The sequence below is a fragment of the Streptomyces shaanxiensis genome (genome assembly GCF_039537145.1).
GTDB classification, from domain to species: Bacteria; Actinomycetota; Actinomycetes; order Streptomycetales; family Streptomycetaceae; genus Streptomyces; species Streptomyces shaanxiensis.
In genome coordinates, this window is the sequence record NZ_BAAAZY010000012.1 from 899,735 (window position 1) to 917,338 (window position 17,604).

17 protein-coding genes are annotated in these 17,604 nt (G+C 68.9%); 9 read left to right on the forward strand and 8 right to left on the reverse strand.

The features are described from left to right. Nucleotides 1-16: 16 nt before the first annotated feature. The 5 genes from mctP to ABD932_RS27100 form a co-directional block, all read right to left on the reverse strand. Entirely contained in the window at nucleotides 17-1,633 is a 1,617-nt protein-coding gene (gene mctP, locus ABD932_RS27080; RefSeq protein WP_345016152.1) for a monocarboxylate uptake permease MctP, read from the reverse strand. Next, complete coding sequence (locus ABD932_RS27085) at nucleotides 1,630-1,896, reverse strand: DUF3311 domain-containing protein (protein ID WP_345016154.1); 267 nt, start codon at nucleotides 1,894-1,896, stop codon at nucleotides 1,630-1,632. Before ABD932_RS27085 ends, mctP begins: the two co-directional genes overlap by 4 nt. Before the next feature lie 139 nt (nucleotides 1,897-2,035). Further along, complete coding sequence (locus ABD932_RS27090; protein WP_345016156.1) at nucleotides 2,036-2,215, reverse strand: YbdD/YjiX family protein; 180 nt, start codon at nucleotides 2,213-2,215, stop codon at nucleotides 2,036-2,038. Next, nucleotides 2,205-4,361 carry a carbon starvation CstA family protein gene (locus tag ABD932_RS27095; RefSeq protein ID WP_345016158.1) on the reverse strand — a complete coding sequence of 719 codons (2,157 nt, stop codon included), beginning with the start codon at nucleotides 4,359-4,361 and terminating at the stop codon, nucleotides 2,205-2,207. Before ABD932_RS27095 ends, ABD932_RS27090 begins: the two co-directional genes overlap by 11 nt. A 107-nt stretch (nucleotides 4,362-4,468) precedes the next feature. Continuing rightward, nucleotides 4,469-5,233 (reverse strand): GntR family transcriptional regulator, encoded by a 765-nt coding sequence (locus ABD932_RS27100; RefSeq protein ID WP_126394972.1) that lies wholly within the window; start codon nucleotides 5,231-5,233, stop codon nucleotides 4,469-4,471. 357 nt (nucleotides 5,234-5,590) lie between these two features. Here ABD932_RS27100 and ABD932_RS27105 point away from each other — a divergent pair, with 357 nt between their 5' ends. The 6 genes from ABD932_RS27105 to ABD932_RS27130 all read left to right on the forward strand — a co-directional run bounded on the left by ABD932_RS27105 (nucleotide 5,591) and on the right by ABD932_RS27130 (nucleotide 11,142). Continuing rightward, a complete protein-coding gene (locus tag ABD932_RS27105) occupies nucleotides 5,591-6,868 on the forward strand; it encodes an extracellular solute-binding protein (protein WP_345016161.1) in 1,278 nt (425 codons plus the stop codon). Nucleotides 6,869-6,970: 102 nt separating this feature from the next. Continuing rightward, nucleotides 6,971-7,963: a carbohydrate ABC transporter permease gene (locus tag ABD932_RS27110; RefSeq protein WP_345016163.1), complete on the forward strand. Its 993-nt coding sequence runs from the start codon at nucleotides 6,971-6,973 to the stop codon at nucleotides 7,961-7,963. Further along, nucleotides 7,960-8,790 (forward strand): carbohydrate ABC transporter permease, encoded by an 831-nt coding sequence (locus tag ABD932_RS27115; protein WP_345016165.1) that lies wholly within the window; start codon nucleotides 7,960-7,962, stop codon nucleotides 8,788-8,790. The genes ABD932_RS27110 and ABD932_RS27115 overlap by 4 nt, the downstream gene beginning before the upstream one ends. 9 nt (nucleotides 8,791-8,799) lie before the next feature. After that, complete coding sequence (locus ABD932_RS27120) at nucleotides 8,800-10,299, forward strand: glycoside hydrolase family 3 protein (protein ID WP_345016167.1); 1,500 nt, start codon at nucleotides 8,800-8,802, stop codon at nucleotides 10,297-10,299. Between the two features lie 67 nt (nucleotides 10,300-10,366). After that, on the forward strand, nucleotides 10,367-10,615 hold the full coding sequence (locus ABD932_RS27125) for a helix-turn-helix transcriptional regulator (protein ID WP_030949243.1): 249 nt from the start codon (nucleotides 10,367-10,369) through the stop codon (nucleotides 10,613-10,615). Continuing rightward, nucleotides 10,612-11,142 carry a hypothetical protein gene (locus ABD932_RS27130; protein ID WP_345016171.1) on the forward strand — a complete coding sequence of 177 codons (531 nt, stop codon included), beginning with the start codon at nucleotides 10,612-10,614 and terminating at the stop codon, nucleotides 11,140-11,142. Before ABD932_RS27125 ends, ABD932_RS27130 begins: the two co-directional genes overlap by 4 nt. Before the next feature lie 38 nt (nucleotides 11,143-11,180). Here the strand turns inward: ABD932_RS27130 and nagB are convergent, their stop codons facing one another. Next, nucleotides 11,181-11,966: a glucosamine-6-phosphate deaminase gene (nagB, locus tag ABD932_RS27135; protein WP_345016173.1), complete on the reverse strand. Its 786-nt coding sequence runs from the start codon at nucleotides 11,964-11,966 to the stop codon at nucleotides 11,181-11,183. A 358-nt stretch (nucleotides 11,967-12,324) separates the two neighbouring features. Between nagB and ABD932_RS27140 the strand changes: the two genes are divergently transcribed. Continuing rightward, complete coding sequence (locus ABD932_RS27140; protein ID WP_345016175.1) at nucleotides 12,325-13,416, forward strand: SIS domain-containing protein; 1,092 nt, start codon at nucleotides 12,325-12,327, stop codon at nucleotides 13,414-13,416. 26 nt (nucleotides 13,417-13,442) lie between these two features. Here ABD932_RS27140 and ABD932_RS27145 read toward each other — a convergent pair whose 3' ends face one another. Next, nucleotides 13,443-14,195, reverse strand: a complete 753-nt coding sequence (locus ABD932_RS27145; protein WP_345016177.1) for an SDR family oxidoreductase — start codon at nucleotides 14,193-14,195, stop codon at nucleotides 13,443-13,445. Between the two features lie 97 nt (nucleotides 14,196-14,292). Between ABD932_RS27145 and ABD932_RS27150 the strand changes: the two genes are divergently transcribed. Together ABD932_RS27150 and ABD932_RS27155 are read left to right on the forward strand one after the other, a co-directional pair. Continuing rightward, nucleotides 14,293-14,961 (forward strand): TetR/AcrR family transcriptional regulator, encoded by a 669-nt coding sequence (locus ABD932_RS27150; RefSeq protein WP_345016179.1) that lies wholly within the window; start codon nucleotides 14,293-14,295, stop codon nucleotides 14,959-14,961. 421 nt (nucleotides 14,962-15,382) lie between these two features. Continuing rightward, nucleotides 15,383-16,849: a sensor histidine kinase gene (locus ABD932_RS27155; RefSeq protein WP_345016431.1), complete on the forward strand. Its 1,467-nt coding sequence runs from the start codon at nucleotides 15,383-15,385 to the stop codon at nucleotides 16,847-16,849. 209 nt (nucleotides 16,850-17,058) lie between these two features. Here ABD932_RS27155 and ABD932_RS27160 read toward each other — a convergent pair whose 3' ends face one another. Next, nucleotides 17,059-17,316, reverse strand: a complete 258-nt coding sequence (locus ABD932_RS27160; RefSeq protein ID WP_006142322.1) for a WhiB family transcriptional regulator — start codon at nucleotides 17,314-17,316, stop codon at nucleotides 17,059-17,061. Nucleotides 17,317-17,604 lie beyond the last annotated feature (288 nt).

The window sequence follows — 17,604 nt, forward strand, 5'->3', positions numbered from 1 at the left end:
CCTCCGAGCAGGTGAACTAGTGCTTCGCCACCGGAAGTTCCACCTTTACTCCGGGGTCGCCCGCGTCCGCCGTGTAGTCCTCCGGCTTCGTCTCGTCGACGCCCTCCGGGGCCTTCACGGCCTTCAGGACGAAGGTCAGAACCACGGTGACCACCACGTTCAGCACGAACGCCGTCAGGCCGATGTAGCCGATCTCCCCGATGCCCGGGATCTCCTTCGCCGAGCCGCCGAAGTGCTTCTGCGTCGGGGAGGCGACACCGTACGCGGCGATCGTGCCGTAGAGCATGCCGACCGCCCAGCCGGCCAGCAGGGCCCAGCGGTGGAACCAGCGCGTGAACAGGCCGCCGACCAGGGCCGGGAAGGTCTGCAGGATCCAGATGCCGCCGAGGAGCTGGAAGTTGATCGCGACCGTCTTGTCCATGGTCAGGACGAAGACCAGGGCGCCCACCTTCACCAGCAGGGACACGAGCTTGGAGACCTTGGTCTCCTGCGCGGGCGTCGCGTCCGGCTTGATGAAGTCCTTGTAGATGTTGCGGGTGAAGAGGTTCGCCGCCGCGATCGACATGATCGCCGCCGGCACCAGAGCGCCGATGCCGATCGCCGCGAAGGCGACGCCCGCGAACCAGTCCGGGAACATCGTCTCGAACAGCTGCGGGATCGCCAGCTGACCGTTCTGCACCTTGATGCCGGCCGCGATCGCCATGAAGCCCAGCAGGGCCAGCAGGCCGAGCATCAGGGAGTACAGCGGCAGGATCGTGGTGTTGCGGCGGATCACCTCACGGCTCTTCGAGGAGAGCGTCGCGGTGATCGAGTGCGGGTACATGAAGAGCGCGAGCGCGGAGCCCAGCGCCAGCGTGGCGTACGTCCACTGCCCCGCCTCGGCCGGGACGAGCGCACCGCGCGGCGCGCCCGTGGCCGGGTTGGTCTGGTTGTACGCCTCGCCCGCCCTGGCGAAGATCTCGTCGAAGCCGCCGAGCTTGATCGGGATGTAGATGATCGCCACCGCGATGACGATGTAGATCAGCGTGTCCTTCACGAACGCGATCAGCGCGGGAGCGCGCAGACCCGAGGAGTACGTGTACGCCGCCAGCACACCGAAGGCGATGAGCAGCGGCAGGTCCTTGATGAACCAGTTCGTGTTCTCGCCGCCGCCGACGCCCATCACGTCCAGCACGGCCTGGATGCCGACGAGTTGGAGCGCGATGTACGGCATCGTCGCCAGGATGCCGGTGAGGGCCACGGCCAGCGACAGACCCTTGGAGCCCCAGCGGCCGCGTACGAAGTCCGACGTCGTCACGTAGCCGTGCTTGTGCGACACCGACCACAGGCGCGGCAGGAACGTGAAGATCAGCGGGTACACGAGGATGGTGTACGGCACCGCGAAGAAGCCCGCGGCGCCCGCCGCGTAGATCGCCGCCGGGACCGCCACGAAGGTGTACGCCGTGTACAGGTCGCCGCCGAGCAGGAACCAGGTGACCCAGGTGCCGAACGACCGGCCGCCCAGGCCCCATTCGTCGAGGCTGTGCTCGTTCTCGGCCTTGCGCCAGCGCGCGGCCAGGAAGCCCATGACCGTGACGGCCAGGAAGAAGAAGATGAAGACGCCGAGTGCGACGCCGTTCACGCCGTCCTTCATTCCGACGCACCGCCCTTCCGAGCGGCGCGGGCGCGCTGGTCACGCTGCCACAGCTTGTACGCGACCATCGTCAGCAGCGTGGAGAGCAGGACCCACAGCATCTGGTACCAGTAGAAGAACGGGATGCCGGCGAACGCCGGATCGGTCTTGGCGTACGAACCGACCCACAGCATCGCCACGAAGGGCGCGACGAGACAGAGCGCGATGACGACGCGCACGGGCGTCACCACCTGCCCTCTGTTCACTTCTGGCGCATCTGACATCTGACGGCTCCGTCCCCTCGCTGATCACCTGAGAAACGCGCAGGCAATGTAGGTGACGGTGCATCGACAGCGGAAGCCCCTGTCCGCATATCGGATGTGGAGGATTGGTGTGTGCGGCAACGGTGTGCGGGCGCGCGGCTCAGCAGCAGCGGAACCCCTGGCGCGGGTCCGCCTCCTGACGGTCCGTCCGCATCCGCTCGAAGTCGCGCCGGGAGGGCACCTCGGCGTCCGGATGCCCATGCCGTACGTGGGCGACATAACGGTCGTACGCCGACTCGTCGGTCAGCTCACGCACGTACCAGCGCACGCTACGGAGCACCCGCCGAAGACTGACTGCCCACCGAAGCGACCGCACGGCGCTCCTCCTCCTTCTCCTCCTTGGTCGGGAACAGCCCGGCCGGAGCGGTGATCTTCGACTCGACGTACGGTGCCTCGCTGAGCGTGGACAGGGCCGGGCGGCGGACGTGCCGGACGCAGACGCGGGTGGCGTCGACGATCACGACGACGATCAGGAGCGCGAGCACCGCCGTGAGGACGCCGTCCACCGTGGAGTTGGTGACCACGGTGTGCATGTCGTCCATGCTCTTGGCGGGCGGCAGGACCTCGCCGCGGTCGATGGCGTCCTGGAAGACCTGACGCTGCTTGAAGAAGCCGACCTTCGGATCGCTGGAGAACACCTTCTGGTAGCTCGCGGTGAGCGTCACCGTGGCGTCCCACACGAGCGGAACCCCGGTGATCCAGGCCCACTTGAGGCGCCCCGACTTCACCAGCAGGGTCGTGCAGACGGCGAGGGCGACGGCAGCGAGCAGCTGGTTCGAGATGCCGAAGATCGGGAACAGCTGGTTGATGCCGCCGAGGGGCTCGTGGACGCCGACCCACAGGAAGTACCCCCACAGGCCGCACACGATCGCGCTGGTGATGACCAGGCCGGGCTTCCAGCTGACGTTCTTGAAGGGCCGGTGGACGTTGCCCAGCATGTCCTGCAGCATGAACCGGCCCACGCGCGTGCCGGCGTCCAGCGCGGTCAGGATGAACAGCGCCTCGAACATGATCGCGAAGTGGTACCAGAAGGCGCGCAGGCCGTCCCCGGTGACCTGCGAGAAGATCTCCGAGACGCCGATCGCGAGGGTGGGCGCACCGCCGGTCCGGGAGAGCAGGGACGCCTCCTCGACGTTCTCCGCAGCGCGCGCGAGCGCCTCCGGGGAGATCTGGTAGCCCCAACTCCCCACCACCTGCGAGGCGTTCTGCACCGTGTCGCCGATGACCCCGGCGGGCGCGTTCATCGCGAAGTACAGGCCCGGGTCGATGATGCTCGCCGCCACCAGAGCCATCACCGCGACCGACGACTCCATCAGCATGGAGCCGTAGCCGATCATCCGGACCTGCGTCTCCTTCTGGATCATCTTCGGCGTCGTACCGGACGAGATGAGCGCGTGGAAGCCGGACAGGGCGCCGCAGGCGATGGTGATGAAGACGAAGGGGAACAGGGACCCCGCGAAGACCGGGCCGTCGCCGCGCGAGGCGAAGTCCGTCACTGCGTCCATCTTCAGCGTCGGCAATGCGACGACCACGCCGAGGGCGAGCAGGAAGATCGTGCCGATCTTCATGAACGTCGAGAGGTAGTCGCGCGGCGCCAGCAGCATCCAGACCGGCAGGATCGACGCGATGAAGCCGTACGCCACCATCCAGACGACCAGCGTCGAGGGCGCGAGGGTGAAGGTGTCGGCCCACGACGACTCGGCGACCCAGCGGCCCGCGACCAGGGCGAGCAGCAGCAGCGCCACGCCGATCAGCGAGACCTCGGCGACCCGGCCGGGGCGCAGCACCCGCAGGTAGAAGCCCATCAGCAGGGCGATCGGGATCGTCATCGCGATGGAGAAGGTGCCCCAGGGGGACTGCGCGAGGGCGTTGACGATCACCAGGGCCAGCACGCCGAGCAGGATGATCATGATGACGAAGGTGGCCAGCAGCGCGGCCGCGCCGCCGAACGGCCCGATCTCCTCGCGCGCCATCTGGCCGAGCGAGCGACCGTTGCGGCGGGTGGAGAAGAACAGCACCACCATGTCCTGGACCGCGCCCGCGAAGATGACACCGGCGATGATCCAGATCGTGCCGGGAAGGTAGCCCATCTGCGCGGCGAGCACGGGCCCCACCAGTGGTCCGGCGCCGGCGATCGCCGCGAAGTGGTGGCCGAGCAGGACGCGGCGGTCGGTGGGGTGGAAGTCGATGCCGTTGTTGAGGCGTTCGGCCGGGGTGGCCCTGGTCTTGTCGACCTTCAGGACCTTGTACGCGATGAACTTGGCGTAGAAGCGGTAGGCGATCGCGTACGTGCCGAGGGCGGCCGCGACCATCCAGGCGGCGGAGACCTCCTCACCGCGGGACAGCGCGAGCACGGTCCAGCCGGCGGCACCGACCAGCGCGACCAGGGTCCAGATGACGATGGTTCGGGGATTCGCGGTACGCACCGGGTGGTCCTCCCGTCCATGCGGCGACGGGAGGAACGTAGAGCAGGTTGGGGACAGGCGCTACACCGCGTGCGGGAGTTGTTGTCCCTTCACCTTCCCGAACCGGCTCAATCCTGCGGCCTCTTCAACCTCGCCACGAACTTGTACCGGTCCCCCCGGTACACCGAGCGCACCCACTCCACCGGCTGCCCCTCCCGGTCCAGTGAGTGCCGGGACAGCATCAGCATCGGCAGGCCCACGTCGGTGCCGAGCAGGCCGGCCTCGCGCGGGGTGGCCAGGGAGGTCTCGATGGTCTCCTCGGCCTCGGCGAGATGGACGTCGTAGACCTCGGCGAGCGCGGTGTAGAGGGAGGTGTACTTGACGAGGGACCTGCGCAGGGCCGGGAAGCGCTTCGCGCTCAGGTGCGTCGTCTCGATGGCCATCGGCTCGCCGTTCGCCATGCGCAGCCGCTCGATGCGCAGCACCCGGCCGCCGGCCGTGATGTCGAGCAGGTCGGCGAGGCGGTCGTCGGCGGTGATGTAGCCGATGTCCAGCAGCTGGGAGGTCGGTTCCAGGCCCTGGGCGCGCATGTCCTCGGTGTACGAGGTGAGTTGGAGGGCCTGCGAGACCTTCGGCTTGGCGACGAACGTGCCCTTGCCCTGGATGCGCTCCAGGCGCCCCTCGACGACGAGTTCCTGAAGGGCCTGGCGGACGGTCGTGCGGGAGGTGTCGAACTCGGCGGCCAGCGTGCGCTCGGGCGGGACCGGGGTGCCCGGGGCCTGGGTCTCCGTCATGTCGAGGAGGTGCTTCTTCAGGCGGTAGTACTTGGGCACGCGGGCGGTACGGACAGTGGTGCCGTTCTCGTTCTCCGCACTGCTGACGTCGGTGCTCATGCTCCGCCTTCCCGGCTCCGGCTGCGGCTCACATCGTGGCACGGCAGCGTACGGCATGTCCCCGTACGCTCCGTGATCTCTTCTGTATACCCTCGGCGGCCCGTTTGGTCTAGTCCACAAGGTTCAGTGGTCTACCGGAGCCGCGATGCCCGGGGCTGTGTTTTCGAGGGTTTCTTACTTAAAGGTTCCTGCATATGTAGGTCGCATAACGGCTGGTCGGAGCCTATTCGAGCACCCTTGACACGCTTTCTGGTCTGGTCCAAGCTCCCGGTACTGGTCTACACCATTGGTCCAGGTCCCGGCCCAACGCTCGTGCGGGGAGGCAGGGGGGTTTGCAGCATCCCTGAGGAGGGTGGCGTGAAGCGCAAGCTGATAACCGCGATCGGTGTCGCGGGCATGATGATCTCCCTGGCGGCGTGCGGGGGCGACAACGGCGACGGCGGCGACAAGGCCGGGGCCGACGGCTACGCGGGCGAGACGCTCACGGTGTGGGTGATGGACGGATCCTCCCCGGACCAGTGGCAGAAGGACGTCGCAGCGGCCTTCGAGAAGAAGACCAAGGCCAAGGTCAAGTTCGAGATCCAGCAGTGGAACGGCATCCAGCAGAAGCTGACCACCGCCCTGTCCGAGGAGAACCCGCCGGACGTCTTCGAGATCGGCAACACCCAGACCCCGGCCTACGCCAAGACCGGCGGCCTCGCCGACCTCGCCGACCTCAAGACCGAGATCGGCGCCGACTGGACCGAGTCCCTCAACGAGTCCTCGATCTACGACGGCAAGCAGTACGCGGCGCCGTGGTACTTCGCCAACCGCGTCGTCCTCTACAACAAGAAGATCTGGGCCGAGGCGGGCATCAAGGACACCCCCAAGACCCGCGACGAGTTCTACGACGACCTGAAGACGATCGGCGAGAAGACCGACGCCGAGCCGATCTACCTGCCCGGCCAGAACTGGTACCACTTCGTCGGCCTGACCATCGGTGAGGGCGCCGAGCTGGTGAAGAAGGACGGCGACAAGTACGTCTCCAACCTCGCCGACCCCAAGGTCGCCGCCGCCATGGAGACGTACAAGAAGTTCCAGGAGCTCTCCAAGGCCCCCAAGGACAAGGACGAGGCCACCCCGCAGCAGGGCGAGGTCTTCGGCAAGGGCAACGTCGGTGCCTTCATCGGCATGGGCTGGGAAGCCGGCATCGCGATCGAGGCCAACAAGAAGATCGAGAAGGAGATCGGCTACTTCACCATCCCGGGTGCCACGGCCGACAAGCCCGAGGGTGTCTTCCTCGGCGGCTCCAACCTCGCGGTCGCCGCGGGCAGCAAGAAGCAGGAGCTGGCCAAGGAGTTCCTGCGGATCGCCCTGAACGACACGTACGAGGGCGAGCTGGCCAAGCTCAACGGCGTCATCCCCAACAAGGAGTCGCTGCAGACCAACCTCAAGGGCAACGTCGTCGCCGAGGCCGCCGCGCCGGCCGCCGCGGGCGGTGGCACCACGCCGCTGATCCCGGAGTGGGCAGCCGTGGAGAACGCGCCCAACCCGATCAAGACGTACATGACCGCCGTGCTGAACGGTAAGTCGCCGGCCGACGCGGCCAAGCAGGTCGAGGACGAGTTCAACAAGCGTCTGGCCCAGCAGCAGTAACGGCACCGGGTTCGCGCCGGGGTGGGGGATGCGCATGCCGCCTCCCGCCCCGGCGACCGTACGCGGGTCCACGTACGTAGGTCGAGAAGAGAGATCGCGAGCATGACCGTGCAGACCGAACGGCCGCCCTCCGGCCCGGTGGACGCAGTCGAGAAAGCCGAGAGCGGACCGGCCGGCCCGGGGCCCCGAGCCGCGTCCCGCGTCGGCGCGCTCACCCCGTACCTCCTGCTGCTGCCGGCCTGCGCGGCCACCGTGCTGCTGCTCGGCTGGCCGCTGGTGAAGGACGTCCTGCTGTCGTTCCAGAACCTCAACATGGGGCAGCTGATCCAGCACGTCACCGAGTGGAACGGCATCGACAACTACAAGGAGGTCCTCACCGGCGAGGACTTCTGGCGCGTCACCCTGCGCTCGATCCTGTTCACGGCGGTCAACGTCGTCCTCATCATGATCGTGGGCGCCCTGGTCGGTCTGCTGCTCGCCCGCCTCGGGACGCGGATGCGGGTCATGCTGATGATCGGGCTGGTGCTGGCCTGGGCGATGCCCGTGGTCGCCGCGACCACCGTCTACCAGTGGCTGTTCGCGCAGCGCTTCGGCGTCGTCAACTGGGTCCTGGACAAGCTGGGTTGGCACTCCATGGCCGACTACAGCTGGACCAGCAGCCAGATGTCGACGTTCTTCGTGGTCACGGTGCTGATCGTCTGGCAGTCGATCCCGTTCGTCGCGATCAACCTCTACGCGGCGACGACCACGATCCCCGACGAGCTGTACGAGGCCGCGGCGCTGGACGGCGCGGGCGCGTGGAAGTCCTTCACCACGGTGACGCTGCCCTTCCTGCGCCCCTTCCTCTACGCCACGACCTTCCTGGAGATCATCTGGGTCTTCAAGGCGTTCGTGCAGGTCTTCACCATCAACGGCGGCGGCCCGGACCGGCTCACCGAGATCCTGCCCGTCTACGCCTACATCGAGGGCGTCGGCAACCAGCACTACGGCATGGGCGCGGCCATCGCCGTCCTGACCATCCTGATCCTGCTCGGCCTGACCGCCTACTACCTCAGGATCGTGCTCAAGCAAGAGGAAGAGGAGGCCGGGCTGTGAAGCGCTCGCTCTTCGGCCGCCTGTGGCCCAACGTCACGGCCGTCGTCCTGTTCATCGGCTTCGTCTTCCCCGTGTACTGGATGTTCGCCACGGCCTTCAAGCCGACCGGCGACATCATCTCGGAGGACCCGGTCTGGTTCCCGACCGACGTCACCTTCGAGCACTTCAAGCGGGCGACCGGCGTCGACCACTTCTGGACGTACGTCTCCAACTCGCTGATCGTCACGCTCTGCGCGGTCGCCCTCGCCCTGGTCGTCGCGCTGGCCGGCTCCTTCGCCCTGGCCCGGATGCGGTTCAAGGGGCGGCGCGGGTTCGTCATCGGCTTCATGGTGGCCCAGATGGCACCCTGGGAGGTCATGATCATCGCGATGTACATGATCGTCCGAGACGCCTCGATGCTGAACAGCCTCGTGCCGCTGACGGTCTTCTACATGATGATGATCCTGCCCTTCACCATCCTGACCCTGCGCGGCTTTGTCGCCGCGGTGCCCCGGGACCTGGAGGAGGCCGCGATGGTCGACGGCTGCACCCGCGCCCAGGCCTTCCGCAAGGTCATCCTGCCGCTGCTGGCACCGGGCCTGATGTCCACGTCCCTGTTCGGCTTCATCACCGCATGGAATGAATTCCCCCTGGTCCTGGTGCTGAACAAGGAGGCGGAGGCGCAGACCCTGCCACTGTGGCTGTCCAGCTTCCAGACCGCCTTCGGCAACGACTGGGGCGCGACGATGGCGGCGTCCTCCCTCTTCGCCATCCCGATCCTGATCCTCTTCGTCTTCCTGCAGCGCAGGGCTGTCAGCGGCCTGACGGCCGGCGCCGTGAAGGGATAACGCCACCCGATGACGACATTCGCCAGCGGCACCGACACTCTGACGCGCGATGCCCTGACCGTTCTGCAGCCCGGCTTCACCGGCACCAGCGCCCCCGACTGGCTGCTGCGCCGCCTCGGTGAGGGCCTCGCCTCCGTCGGCCTGTTCGGCCGCAACATCGCCTCGCCCGAGCAACTGGCCGCGCTGACGGCCCAGTTGCGCGCCGAGCGGGACGACGTGCTGGTCGCGATCGACGAGGAGGGGGGTGATGTGACGAGGCTGGAGGTGCGGACCGGCTCCAGCTTCCCCGGCAACCACGCCCTGGGCGCGGTGGACGACGTGCAGCTGACCCGGGAGGTGGCCGCCGAACTCGGGCGCCGCCTGGCCGCCTGCGGGGTGAACCTCAATTGGGCCCCGTCGGCCGACGTGAACTCCAATGCCTCCAACCCGGTGATCGGCGTACGGTCCTTCGGCGCCGATCCCGCCCTGGTCGCCCGGCACACCGCGGCCTACGTCACCGGCCTCCAGTCGGCGGGCGTGGCCGCCTGCACGAAGCACTTCCCGGGCCACGGCGACACGGCGGTCGACTCCCACCACGCCATGCCCCGCATCGACGCGGACGCCTCGGTCCTGGCCGACCGTGAACTCTCCCCGTTCCGCGCGGCGATCGCCGCCGGCACCAGGGCGATGATGAGCGCGCACATCCTCGTCCCCGCCCTGGACCCCGACCACCCGGCGACCCTCTCCCGCCCGGTCCTGACCGACCTGCTGCGCGGCGACCTCGGCTACACCGGCCTGATCGTCACCGACGGCATGGAGATGCAGGCCATCGCCGCCACCTACGGCATCGAACGCGGCAGCGTCCTCGCCATCGCGGCCGGCGCCGACGCGATCTGCGTCGGCGGCGGGCTGGCGGACGACGAGACGGTACGGCGTCTGCGGGACGCCCTGGTCGCGGCGGTCCGCACCGGCGAACTCCCCGAGGCCAGGCTGGCGGAGGCGGCGGAACGGGTCCGCGAACTCGCCCGTTGGACGGCGACGGTTCCCCGGGCCGAGGGTGATTCCCGTCCGGACGTGGGCCTCGTCGCCGCCCGCCGCGCCCTGCGGCTGACCGGCCCGGGGGGAGCAGCGGCCACGGAGCCCTTCACCCCCCTCACCGAACCGCCGTACGTCGCCGCCTTCACCCCGGTCGCGAACATCGCGGTCGGCGACGAGACCCCCTGGGGTGTCGCCGCCGAACTGGCCCACCTGCTCCCCGGCACCGAGACGGGCAGCTTCGCGGGGGAGGAGGCGGGGCGCGCGGCCCTGGCCGCGGCCGCCGGCCGGCGCATCGTGGCCGTCGTCCGCGACGAACATCGCCACCCCTGGATGGCGGCGGCTCTCGACACCCTGTTGCGGTCCCGCCCGGACACGATCGTGGTCGAAATGGGCGTCCCGCAGGCGAACCCCCGGGGCGCGCTGCACATCGCCACGTTCGGCGCGGCCCGCGTATGCGGGCGGGCGGCGGCGGAGGCCATCGCCGGAGCGTGAGACCGCCCTCGCGTCACTCGACGTGTGCCGGTTGCAGCCCTCCCTCCAAATGTAGTACTTCTTATACATGAGCGAGCAGGTGCACAACAGGTTGGCGATGGTGCGTGCCGAACGGAAAGTGTCGCGCCAGAGCCTGGCCGAGGCAGTGGGAGCCCACTACCAGACCATCGGCTACATCGAGCGGGGGCAGTACAACCCGAGCCTCGACCTGGCGTTGAAGATCGCGAAGTTCTTCGATCTGCCGGTCGAGGCGCTGTTCTCCCTCGAACCGTTCCGGCCGCTCACGGACGAGGTCTACGGGAGGAAACAGCCATGACGACGACGCGGATGACGCGCTACGACCGGACCATGCTGCGGGTGATGAACGACCCCCGAGGGCGGCAGCTGCGCGCCACGGCCGCACGTCGGCGATCGACCGTCGCCGCGCATGTCGCGCTCACGGCGGCCATCGTCGCGCTGCTCACGCACTTCTGCCTCTCGCGTGCGGAGCCGACGTGGGCCGCCGTCGCTGTGGTCGTGCTCCTGCTGCCCTGGATGGTGGCGCAAGGGCTGATCAACAGCGCCACCCGAGGCTTGCTGGAACTGCGCGAACGCGCCCTGGACGAGCGGCAGTTGGCCGAACGCAGCCAGGTACTCGCCCGCGCCCACCGCGCGACGACCGTTCTGCTGGCCGTGGCCGTGCTCGGCCTGTTCGCGGCAGGCACGGCTGACGGTGACGCCCTCCGCACCTATGCGCCGCCCGCCCTGGCCGCCGGCCTGGTGGTCCACTTCCTGATGCCGGTGTGGGTGGCCGGCCTGACCGCCAAGGACGAGCCGGCCGAGGACGAGCCGGCCACTCTCTAGAGCCCCCTCCGGCACGCCTCGCCGACGGGGTAGGTGCCCTAGATCCCCTGCCACTCCGGCTTGTTGACGTAGGTGTGCCGGAAGTAGTCGGCCAGCTTCAGCTTCGACGCGGCGGCCTCGTCGACGACGACCGTGGCGTGCGGGTGCAGTTGCAGCGCCGAGGCCGGACAGACCGCCGCGACCGGGCCCTCGACGGTCGCGGCGACCGCGTCCGCCTTGCCCTCACCGGTGGCCAGCAACACCAGGTGCCGCGCCTCCAGGATCGTGCCGATCCCCTGCGTGATCACGTGATGCGGCACCTGCTCGATGTCCCCGTCGAAGAACCGCGCGTTGTCGACCCGGGTCTGCTCGGTCAGCGTCTTGATGCGCGTCCGCGACGCCAGCGACGAACACGGCTCGTTGAACCCGATGTGCCCGTCGGTCCCGATCCCGAGCAACTGCAGATCGACGCCCCCGGCCTCGGCCAGCGCCGCGTCATACGCCTCGCACGCCCCCTGCACGTCCTCGGCCGTGCCGTCCGGCCCGATGAACGCGTCCATCTCGATCCCGAGCGGCTCCAGCACCTCGCGCCGCAGCACCGACCGGTACGACTCCGGATGCTCGGCGGGCAGCCCCACGTACTCGTCGAGCTGGGCGATCCGCGCCCGCGAGGCATCCACCGCACCGGCGCGCACCTTGGCCACGAGCGCCGCGTAGATGGGCAGTGGCGTCGACCCGGTGGCCACCCCGAGCAGGGCGTCGGGCTTGCGCCCGAGCAACTGGGCCATGGCCTCGGCTATCAGCTCGCCACCCGCCTTGGCGTCCGGAACGATGACAACTTCCACGCTGGGCCTGCCGATCTGAAGAGGGACTCGAAGGGCACCCTGAAGGGGTATGTGGTTTAGACCAATCTAACAGAGCGGGACTCCCGGGCCCAGGTGCACTCAAGCCCCATGGACATTTCCGGAGACCGTCGGGCAGGCGTCATTCCCCGTGGGGGAGTGGAATGGAGACTGACCGCCGAAGCGACAGGAGCGCTCGGCCGACCGGCTCCGCCCGGCATGACAGACGGAGGGCTCGGTACGACGAGTGGGAGCACCTGGCACGACGAGCCGCTGATCCCGGCACGACGGCACGACGAGCCGCTGATCCCGGCACGACGAGCGCCCGGCACCACACGAGCGCGAGAGCAGGAAGGGCCCCATGACCACCACCACGACCCCCTACCCTCCCGACCCGCACGCCCCCCACAACGACGCACCCGGCCGGATCATGGCCCGCGAGATGGCCGAGCAGCCCACCGTGCTGCGCCGGATCCTGTCCGACGGCACCCCCGCCATCCGCAAGGTCGCGCAGGAGATCGCCGCCCGCGAGCCCCGCTTCGTCCTGCTCACCGCCCGCGGCACCTCCGACAACGCCGCGCTCTACGCCAAGTACCTCCTCGAAATCCGCCTCGGCCTGCCCTGCGGCCTGACCTCGATGTCGACCACCACCGCCTACGGAGCCCGCCCCGACCTCACCGACGTCCTCGTCGTCACCGTCAGCCAGTCCGGCGGCTCCCCGGACCTGGTGGCCTCGACCCGGGCCGCCCGCGAGGCCGGCGCGATCACGCTCGCGGTGACCAACAACCCCGACTCCCCACTGGCCGGCGTCTCCGAGTACCACCTCGACATCATGGCCGGACCGGAGCGGGCCCTCCCCGCGACCAAGACCTATACGGCCTCCCTTCTCGCCCTGTACCTCTTCGTCGAAGGACTGCGCGGCGGCGACGGAACCCCCGCCCAGGTGCTCCCGGACCTCGCCGCGAAGCTGCTCGCCCGGCAGGACGAGGTCCGCACCCTCGCCGCCCGGTACCGCTTCGCCGAGCGCATGGTGATCACCTCCCGCGGCTACGGCTACCCCACGGCCAAGGAAGCCGCCCTCAAGCTGATGGAGACCAGCTACATCCCGGCGCTCGCCTACTCCGGCGCCGACCTCCTGCACGGCCCGCTCGCCATGGTCGACAACGTCTCCCCGGTCATCGCGGTCGTCACCGACGGCAAGGGCGGCGAGGCACTCCAGCCCGTCCTCGACAGACTCCGCGGCCGCGGCGCCGACCTGGTCGTCATCGGCCCCCGGCACCAGGTCGAGCAGGCCTCGGCAGGCTTCGTCCTGCCCACCGAGAACGTGGCCGAGGAGGTCCAGCCCATCCTGGAGATCCTCCCCCTGCAGCTCCTGGCCCACGAGGTCACCATCGCCCGGGGCCAGGACCCGGACGCGCCCAGGGCGTTGGCGAAGGTGACGGAGACGCGCTGAACCCCGCGGGTCCCTAGGGTGGGTCGCTACGTCAGTGAGCCGCCCGTCGCGTCCACCCAGCTCCCCGTCACCCACCGCCCCGCATCCGACGCCAGGAACGCCACCACGTCGGCGACATCGGCCGTCTCGCCCACCCGGCCGAGTGCCGACAGTGCGGCGGCCTGTGCCCACCCGCCCTCGGTGCCGTGCAGGAGCTCGGCGGTGTTGTCCGTGTCGATGATCCCCGGCGCCACCGAGTTCACCGTGATTCCGCGAGGGCCCAGCACCTTGGACAGGTCACGCGTGAAGACGTCGAGCGCCCCCTTGCTCATGGAGTACGCCATCAGCTCCGGCATCGCCGCGGTGCGCGCCAGCCCCGAGGAGATGTTGATGACCCGCCCGCCGTCGCGCAGCCGGCCGAGGCCGCGCTTGACGATGAAGTGGGGTGCCTTCACGTTCACCGCGAAGACTCTGTCGTACTCCTCCTCGTCGATCTGCCCGAGCGACGACGACGTGCCGATACCCGCGTTGTTGACCAGGACGTCCACCCCGTCCGCGTGCCGGTCGAACTCCTCCCACAACGCCTCCGCATCGCCCGGCAGCCCCAGCTCGACGCCGATCAGGAAGGCCGAGCCGCCCGCCGCCTCGATCGCGGCGACCGTCTCCTTCGCCGCCGCCTCGTTCCTGCCGTAGTGCACGCCGACCCGCGCGCCGTCGCGCCCCAGCCGCTCGGCGATCCCTCGCCCGATCCCCCTGCTCGCCCCCGTGACCAGAGCCGTCCTGCCCGCAAGCGCACCCATGTCGGCGCCCCCTTCGTAATTCTCTAGCGGTCGCTACAAAAATGACCGTAGATCACGCCGCGGACGTTTGTCTAGTGTCCGCTATAAAATGCACTCCATGGTGAGCAGCATGGCGACCGAGGAGGCCGGAGAAGCCGGGAAGGCCGGCAAGACCGGAGCGAAGGGCCGTCCCGCGTCCAAACCCCGTGGCCGCCCCCGCTCCTTCGACCGCGAGACCGCCCTCGAGAAGGCGATCCTCGCCTTCTGGGAGCGCGGTTACGAGGCGACGTCCGTCTCCGACCTCACGCGCGTCATGGACATCGGTGCCCCGAGCCTGTACGCCGCCTTCGGCGACAAGCAGTCCCTCTTCGAGGAGGTGGTCCGCGAGTATGGCGTGCGGTACGGCTCGTTCACCGAGCGTGCCCTCGCCGAGGAGCCCACCGCCCGCGCCGCCGTGGCGCGGATACTGCGCGAGGCGGCCGTGGAGTACACCGATCCGGCCCATCCGCACGGCTGCCTCGTCGTCCACGCGGCCACCAACTGCTCGACACCCGAGGTCGAGGAGTCCCTGCGGGTACGGCGCAACGCCAGCATCGCCGCCATCCGGAGCCGTATCGAGGCGGACATCGCCACCGGCATGCTCCCGCCCCACGCGGACGCCGCCGTCCTCGCCCGGCACGCCGGCGCGATGATCCAGGGCATGTCACAACAGGCGCGCGACGGGGCGAGCCGGGAGGAACTGGAGGCACTCGCGGAAATTGCCATGGCCAACTGGCCCCGCACATGAACCCACACGGGTTAGGCTGCGTGGTGGTTGCCAGGGCGTCCTATTAGTTGTCCGACTGGTCGGAGCCCGCGAAGAAGCGTCAACAGCAAACAGGCTCCAACGCATGGACACATCAGAGTGGTCTAGTCCACAATGCGAAGGAGTGCGTAGGAGAAGAACGCACTGACTTCCGTCTTCCCCGCACAGGAAGACGGACCGAGGAACCGGAGCTCTCTGCCCTGACTGCCCCGGCTCCTCATCCTTCGGCCGACCGGGACCGCACACCCCACGGCCGATATTGCTCCGGGCTGCGGTGCCGGGAGGGTTGAGGGTCCCTCTCAGGCGCCGCGGCCCGCGGGTGTTTTCGGGCCCCGTAGGCCCTTGAAGTGGCTGGTTTCGAGTCATGTCCGTACCGCCAGGTACGCTCGGCCACGTGCCCTCCATGAACGAACTCGTACGCCAGCACACGGCCCTCGACGACTCCGACCTCGAGTGGCTGCACCTGCTGGTCTCGGAGTGGCAGCTGCTCTCCGACCTCTCCTTCGCCGACCTCGTCCTGTGGGTCCCCACCAGCGACGGCACCCGCTATGTCTCGGTGGCGCAGATGCGGCCCAACACCGGCCCCACCTCGTACCAGGACGACATGGTCGGCCACCTCGTCCCGCGCGGCCGCCGCCCGATGCTGGACGCCGCGCTCGACGAGGGCCGCATCGTGCGGGAGGGCGACCCCGAGTGGCGCGAGGAGGTGCCGGTCCGCGTCGAGTCGATTCCGGTACGACGGGAAGGGCGCGTCCTCGGTGTCATCGCGCGCAACACCAACCTGCTGACCGTCCGCACCCCGAGCCGCCTGGAGTTGACGTACCTCCAAAGTGCCTCGGACCTCGCGCAGATGATCGCGGCCGGCGCGTTCCCGTTCGCGGGCCAGCAGGTCGACATGGACGCCTCGCCGCGTGTCGGCGACGGCCTGATCCGCGTCGACGCCGACGGCCTCGTCCAGTACGCCTCCCCGAACGCGCTCTCCGCCTACCACCGCCTCGGCCTCGCCGCCGACCTCCTCGGCCACCACCTGGGCATGACCACCGCCGAACTCGCCCCGACGCACGGCCCGGTGGACGAGGCGCTCGCCAAGGTCGCCAGCGGCTGGGCGCCCCGCAACTTCGAGATCGAGTCCGGCGACGGGGTCATCCAGTTCCGCGCGATCCCGCTCAGCCCCAAGGGCACCCGCATCGGTTCGCTGGTCCTGCTCCGGGACGTCACCGAACTGCGCCGCCGCGAGCGCGAGTTGATCACGAAGGACGCGACCATCCGGGAGATCCACCACCGGGTGAAGAACAACCTCCAGACCGTGGCCGCCCTGCTCCGCCTCCAGGCCCGGCGCATCGAGTCCGACCGTGGCCGCGAAGCACTCGAAGAGGCGGTACGGCGGGTCGGCTCGATCGCGATCGTGCACGAGACGCTCTCGCAGAACCTCGACGAGCGCGTCGAGTTCGACGAGATCGCCGACCGGGTGCTGGCGATGGTCGCCGAGATCTCGCCCGGCAAGGTCCATGGCCGGCGCACCGGCCGCTTCGGCATCCTGGACGCCGAGGTCGCCACCCCGCTGTCGATGGTCCTGACCGAGATCCTCCAGAACGCCCTGGAGCACGGCTTCCGCGAGGGCGAAACCGGCACGGTCGAGGTCACGGCGGTCCGTGGCGGTACGACGAAGCAGTCCCGCCTCCTGGTCACGGTCCAGGACGACGGCGTGGGCCTCCCCGAGGGCTTCGACCCGCACACCGCGGGCAACCTCGGCCTGCAGATCGTACGGACCCTGGTCGAGGGCGAGTTGGGCGGCACGTTCGACATGGTGCCGGCGCCGGAGCGGGGGACTCGGGTGATCCTCGACATTCCGGTGCGGGCGCCCAAGTAGGTCCGGTGGGCGACGGGGAGCTGCACCGAACAGCAAAGAGCCCCAGTGAACAGCAAAGAGCCCCAGCCCGTTCAGGGGGCTGGGGCTCAACATGCTCGTTGCCAGCATTCGCTGCGCATCGGGGGTACTGCGCGCTGCGGCTCGGGGGCGGGAGATGCGTACTCGCTGTACGCGCCGCCAAGCTCAGGCTGTTTGCGGGGCGGGTGTTGTCAGGCGGAGGCCTGACGGGCCCGGTTGCGGGCGGCGCGGCGCTTCATGGCGCGGCGCTCGTCCTCGCTGAGACCACCCCAGACGCCGGAGTCCTGGCCGGACTCGAGCGCCCACTGCAGACACTGATCCATAACGGGGCAGCGACGGCAGACGGCCTTGGCTTCCTCGATCTGCAGCAGCGCAGGACCGGTGTTGCCGATGGGGAAGAAGAGCTCGGGGTCTTCCTCGCGGCAAACGGCGTTGTGACGCCAGTCCATGGCTGCTACCTCTCCTTGGTATTACGTGCAAGTTGCTTGTGAATGTGAACGCTTTCACGAATCCCTCAACAAGTGAAGGGCCGACCGCCAGGTTCCCTGGCGAGGTCCTGTGATTTGAAGAGGGGTTCCGGTGATCAGTGGAGGCCGGTCTTGCGGGCCGTCCCGATCGCCACGTAGAGACTCGCAAACCTCAGCGACGGATACAACCCCTTCCGGAAAGTTTTTTTTGATTCCTCGGTGTCTACTAGGTCACAGCCGTACTTCCATGGGGTGGATCCTGGCCTAAAC

Coding starts and splice junctions, on each gene's coding strand:
- mctP (WP_345016152.1), bottom strand. CDS start 1,633: ATGAAGGACGGCGTGAACGGCGTCGCACTCGGCGTCTTCATCTTCTTC.
- ABD932_RS27085 (WP_345016154.1), bottom strand. CDS start 1,896: ATGTCAGATGCGCCAGAAGTGAACAGAGGGCAGGTGGTGACGCCCGTG.
- ABD932_RS27100 (WP_126394972.1), bottom strand. CDS start 5,233: ATGAGCACCGACGTCAGCAGTGCGGAGAACGAGAACGGCACCACTGTC.
- ABD932_RS27110 (WP_345016163.1), top strand. CDS start 6,971: ATGACCGTGCAGACCGAACGGCCGCCCTCCGGCCCGGTGGACGCAGTC.
- ABD932_RS27120 (WP_345016167.1), top strand. CDS start 8,800: ATGACGACATTCGCCAGCGGCACCGACACTCTGACGCGCGATGCCCTG.
- ABD932_RS27125 (WP_030949243.1), top strand. CDS start 10,367: ATGAGCGAGCAGGTGCACAACAGGTTGGCGATGGTGCGTGCCGAACGG.
- ABD932_RS27130 (WP_345016171.1), top strand. CDS start 10,612: ATGACGACGACGCGGATGACGCGCTACGACCGGACCATGCTGCGGGTG.
- ABD932_RS27140 (WP_345016175.1), top strand. CDS start 12,325: ATGACCACCACCACGACCCCCTACCCTCCCGACCCGCACGCCCCCCAC.
- ABD932_RS27145 (WP_345016177.1), bottom strand. CDS start 14,195: ATGGGTGCGCTTGCGGGCAGGACGGCTCTGGTCACGGGGGCGAGCAGG.
- ABD932_RS27150 (WP_345016179.1), top strand. CDS start 14,293: ATGGTGAGCAGCATGGCGACCGAGGAGGCCGGAGAAGCCGGGAAGGCC.
- ABD932_RS27155 (WP_345016431.1), top strand. CDS start 15,383: ATGAACGAACTCGTACGCCAGCACACGGCCCTCGACGACTCCGACCTC.
- ABD932_RS27160 (WP_006142322.1), bottom strand. CDS start 17,316: ATGGACTGGCGTCACAACGCCGTTTGCCGCGAGGAAGACCCCGAGCTC.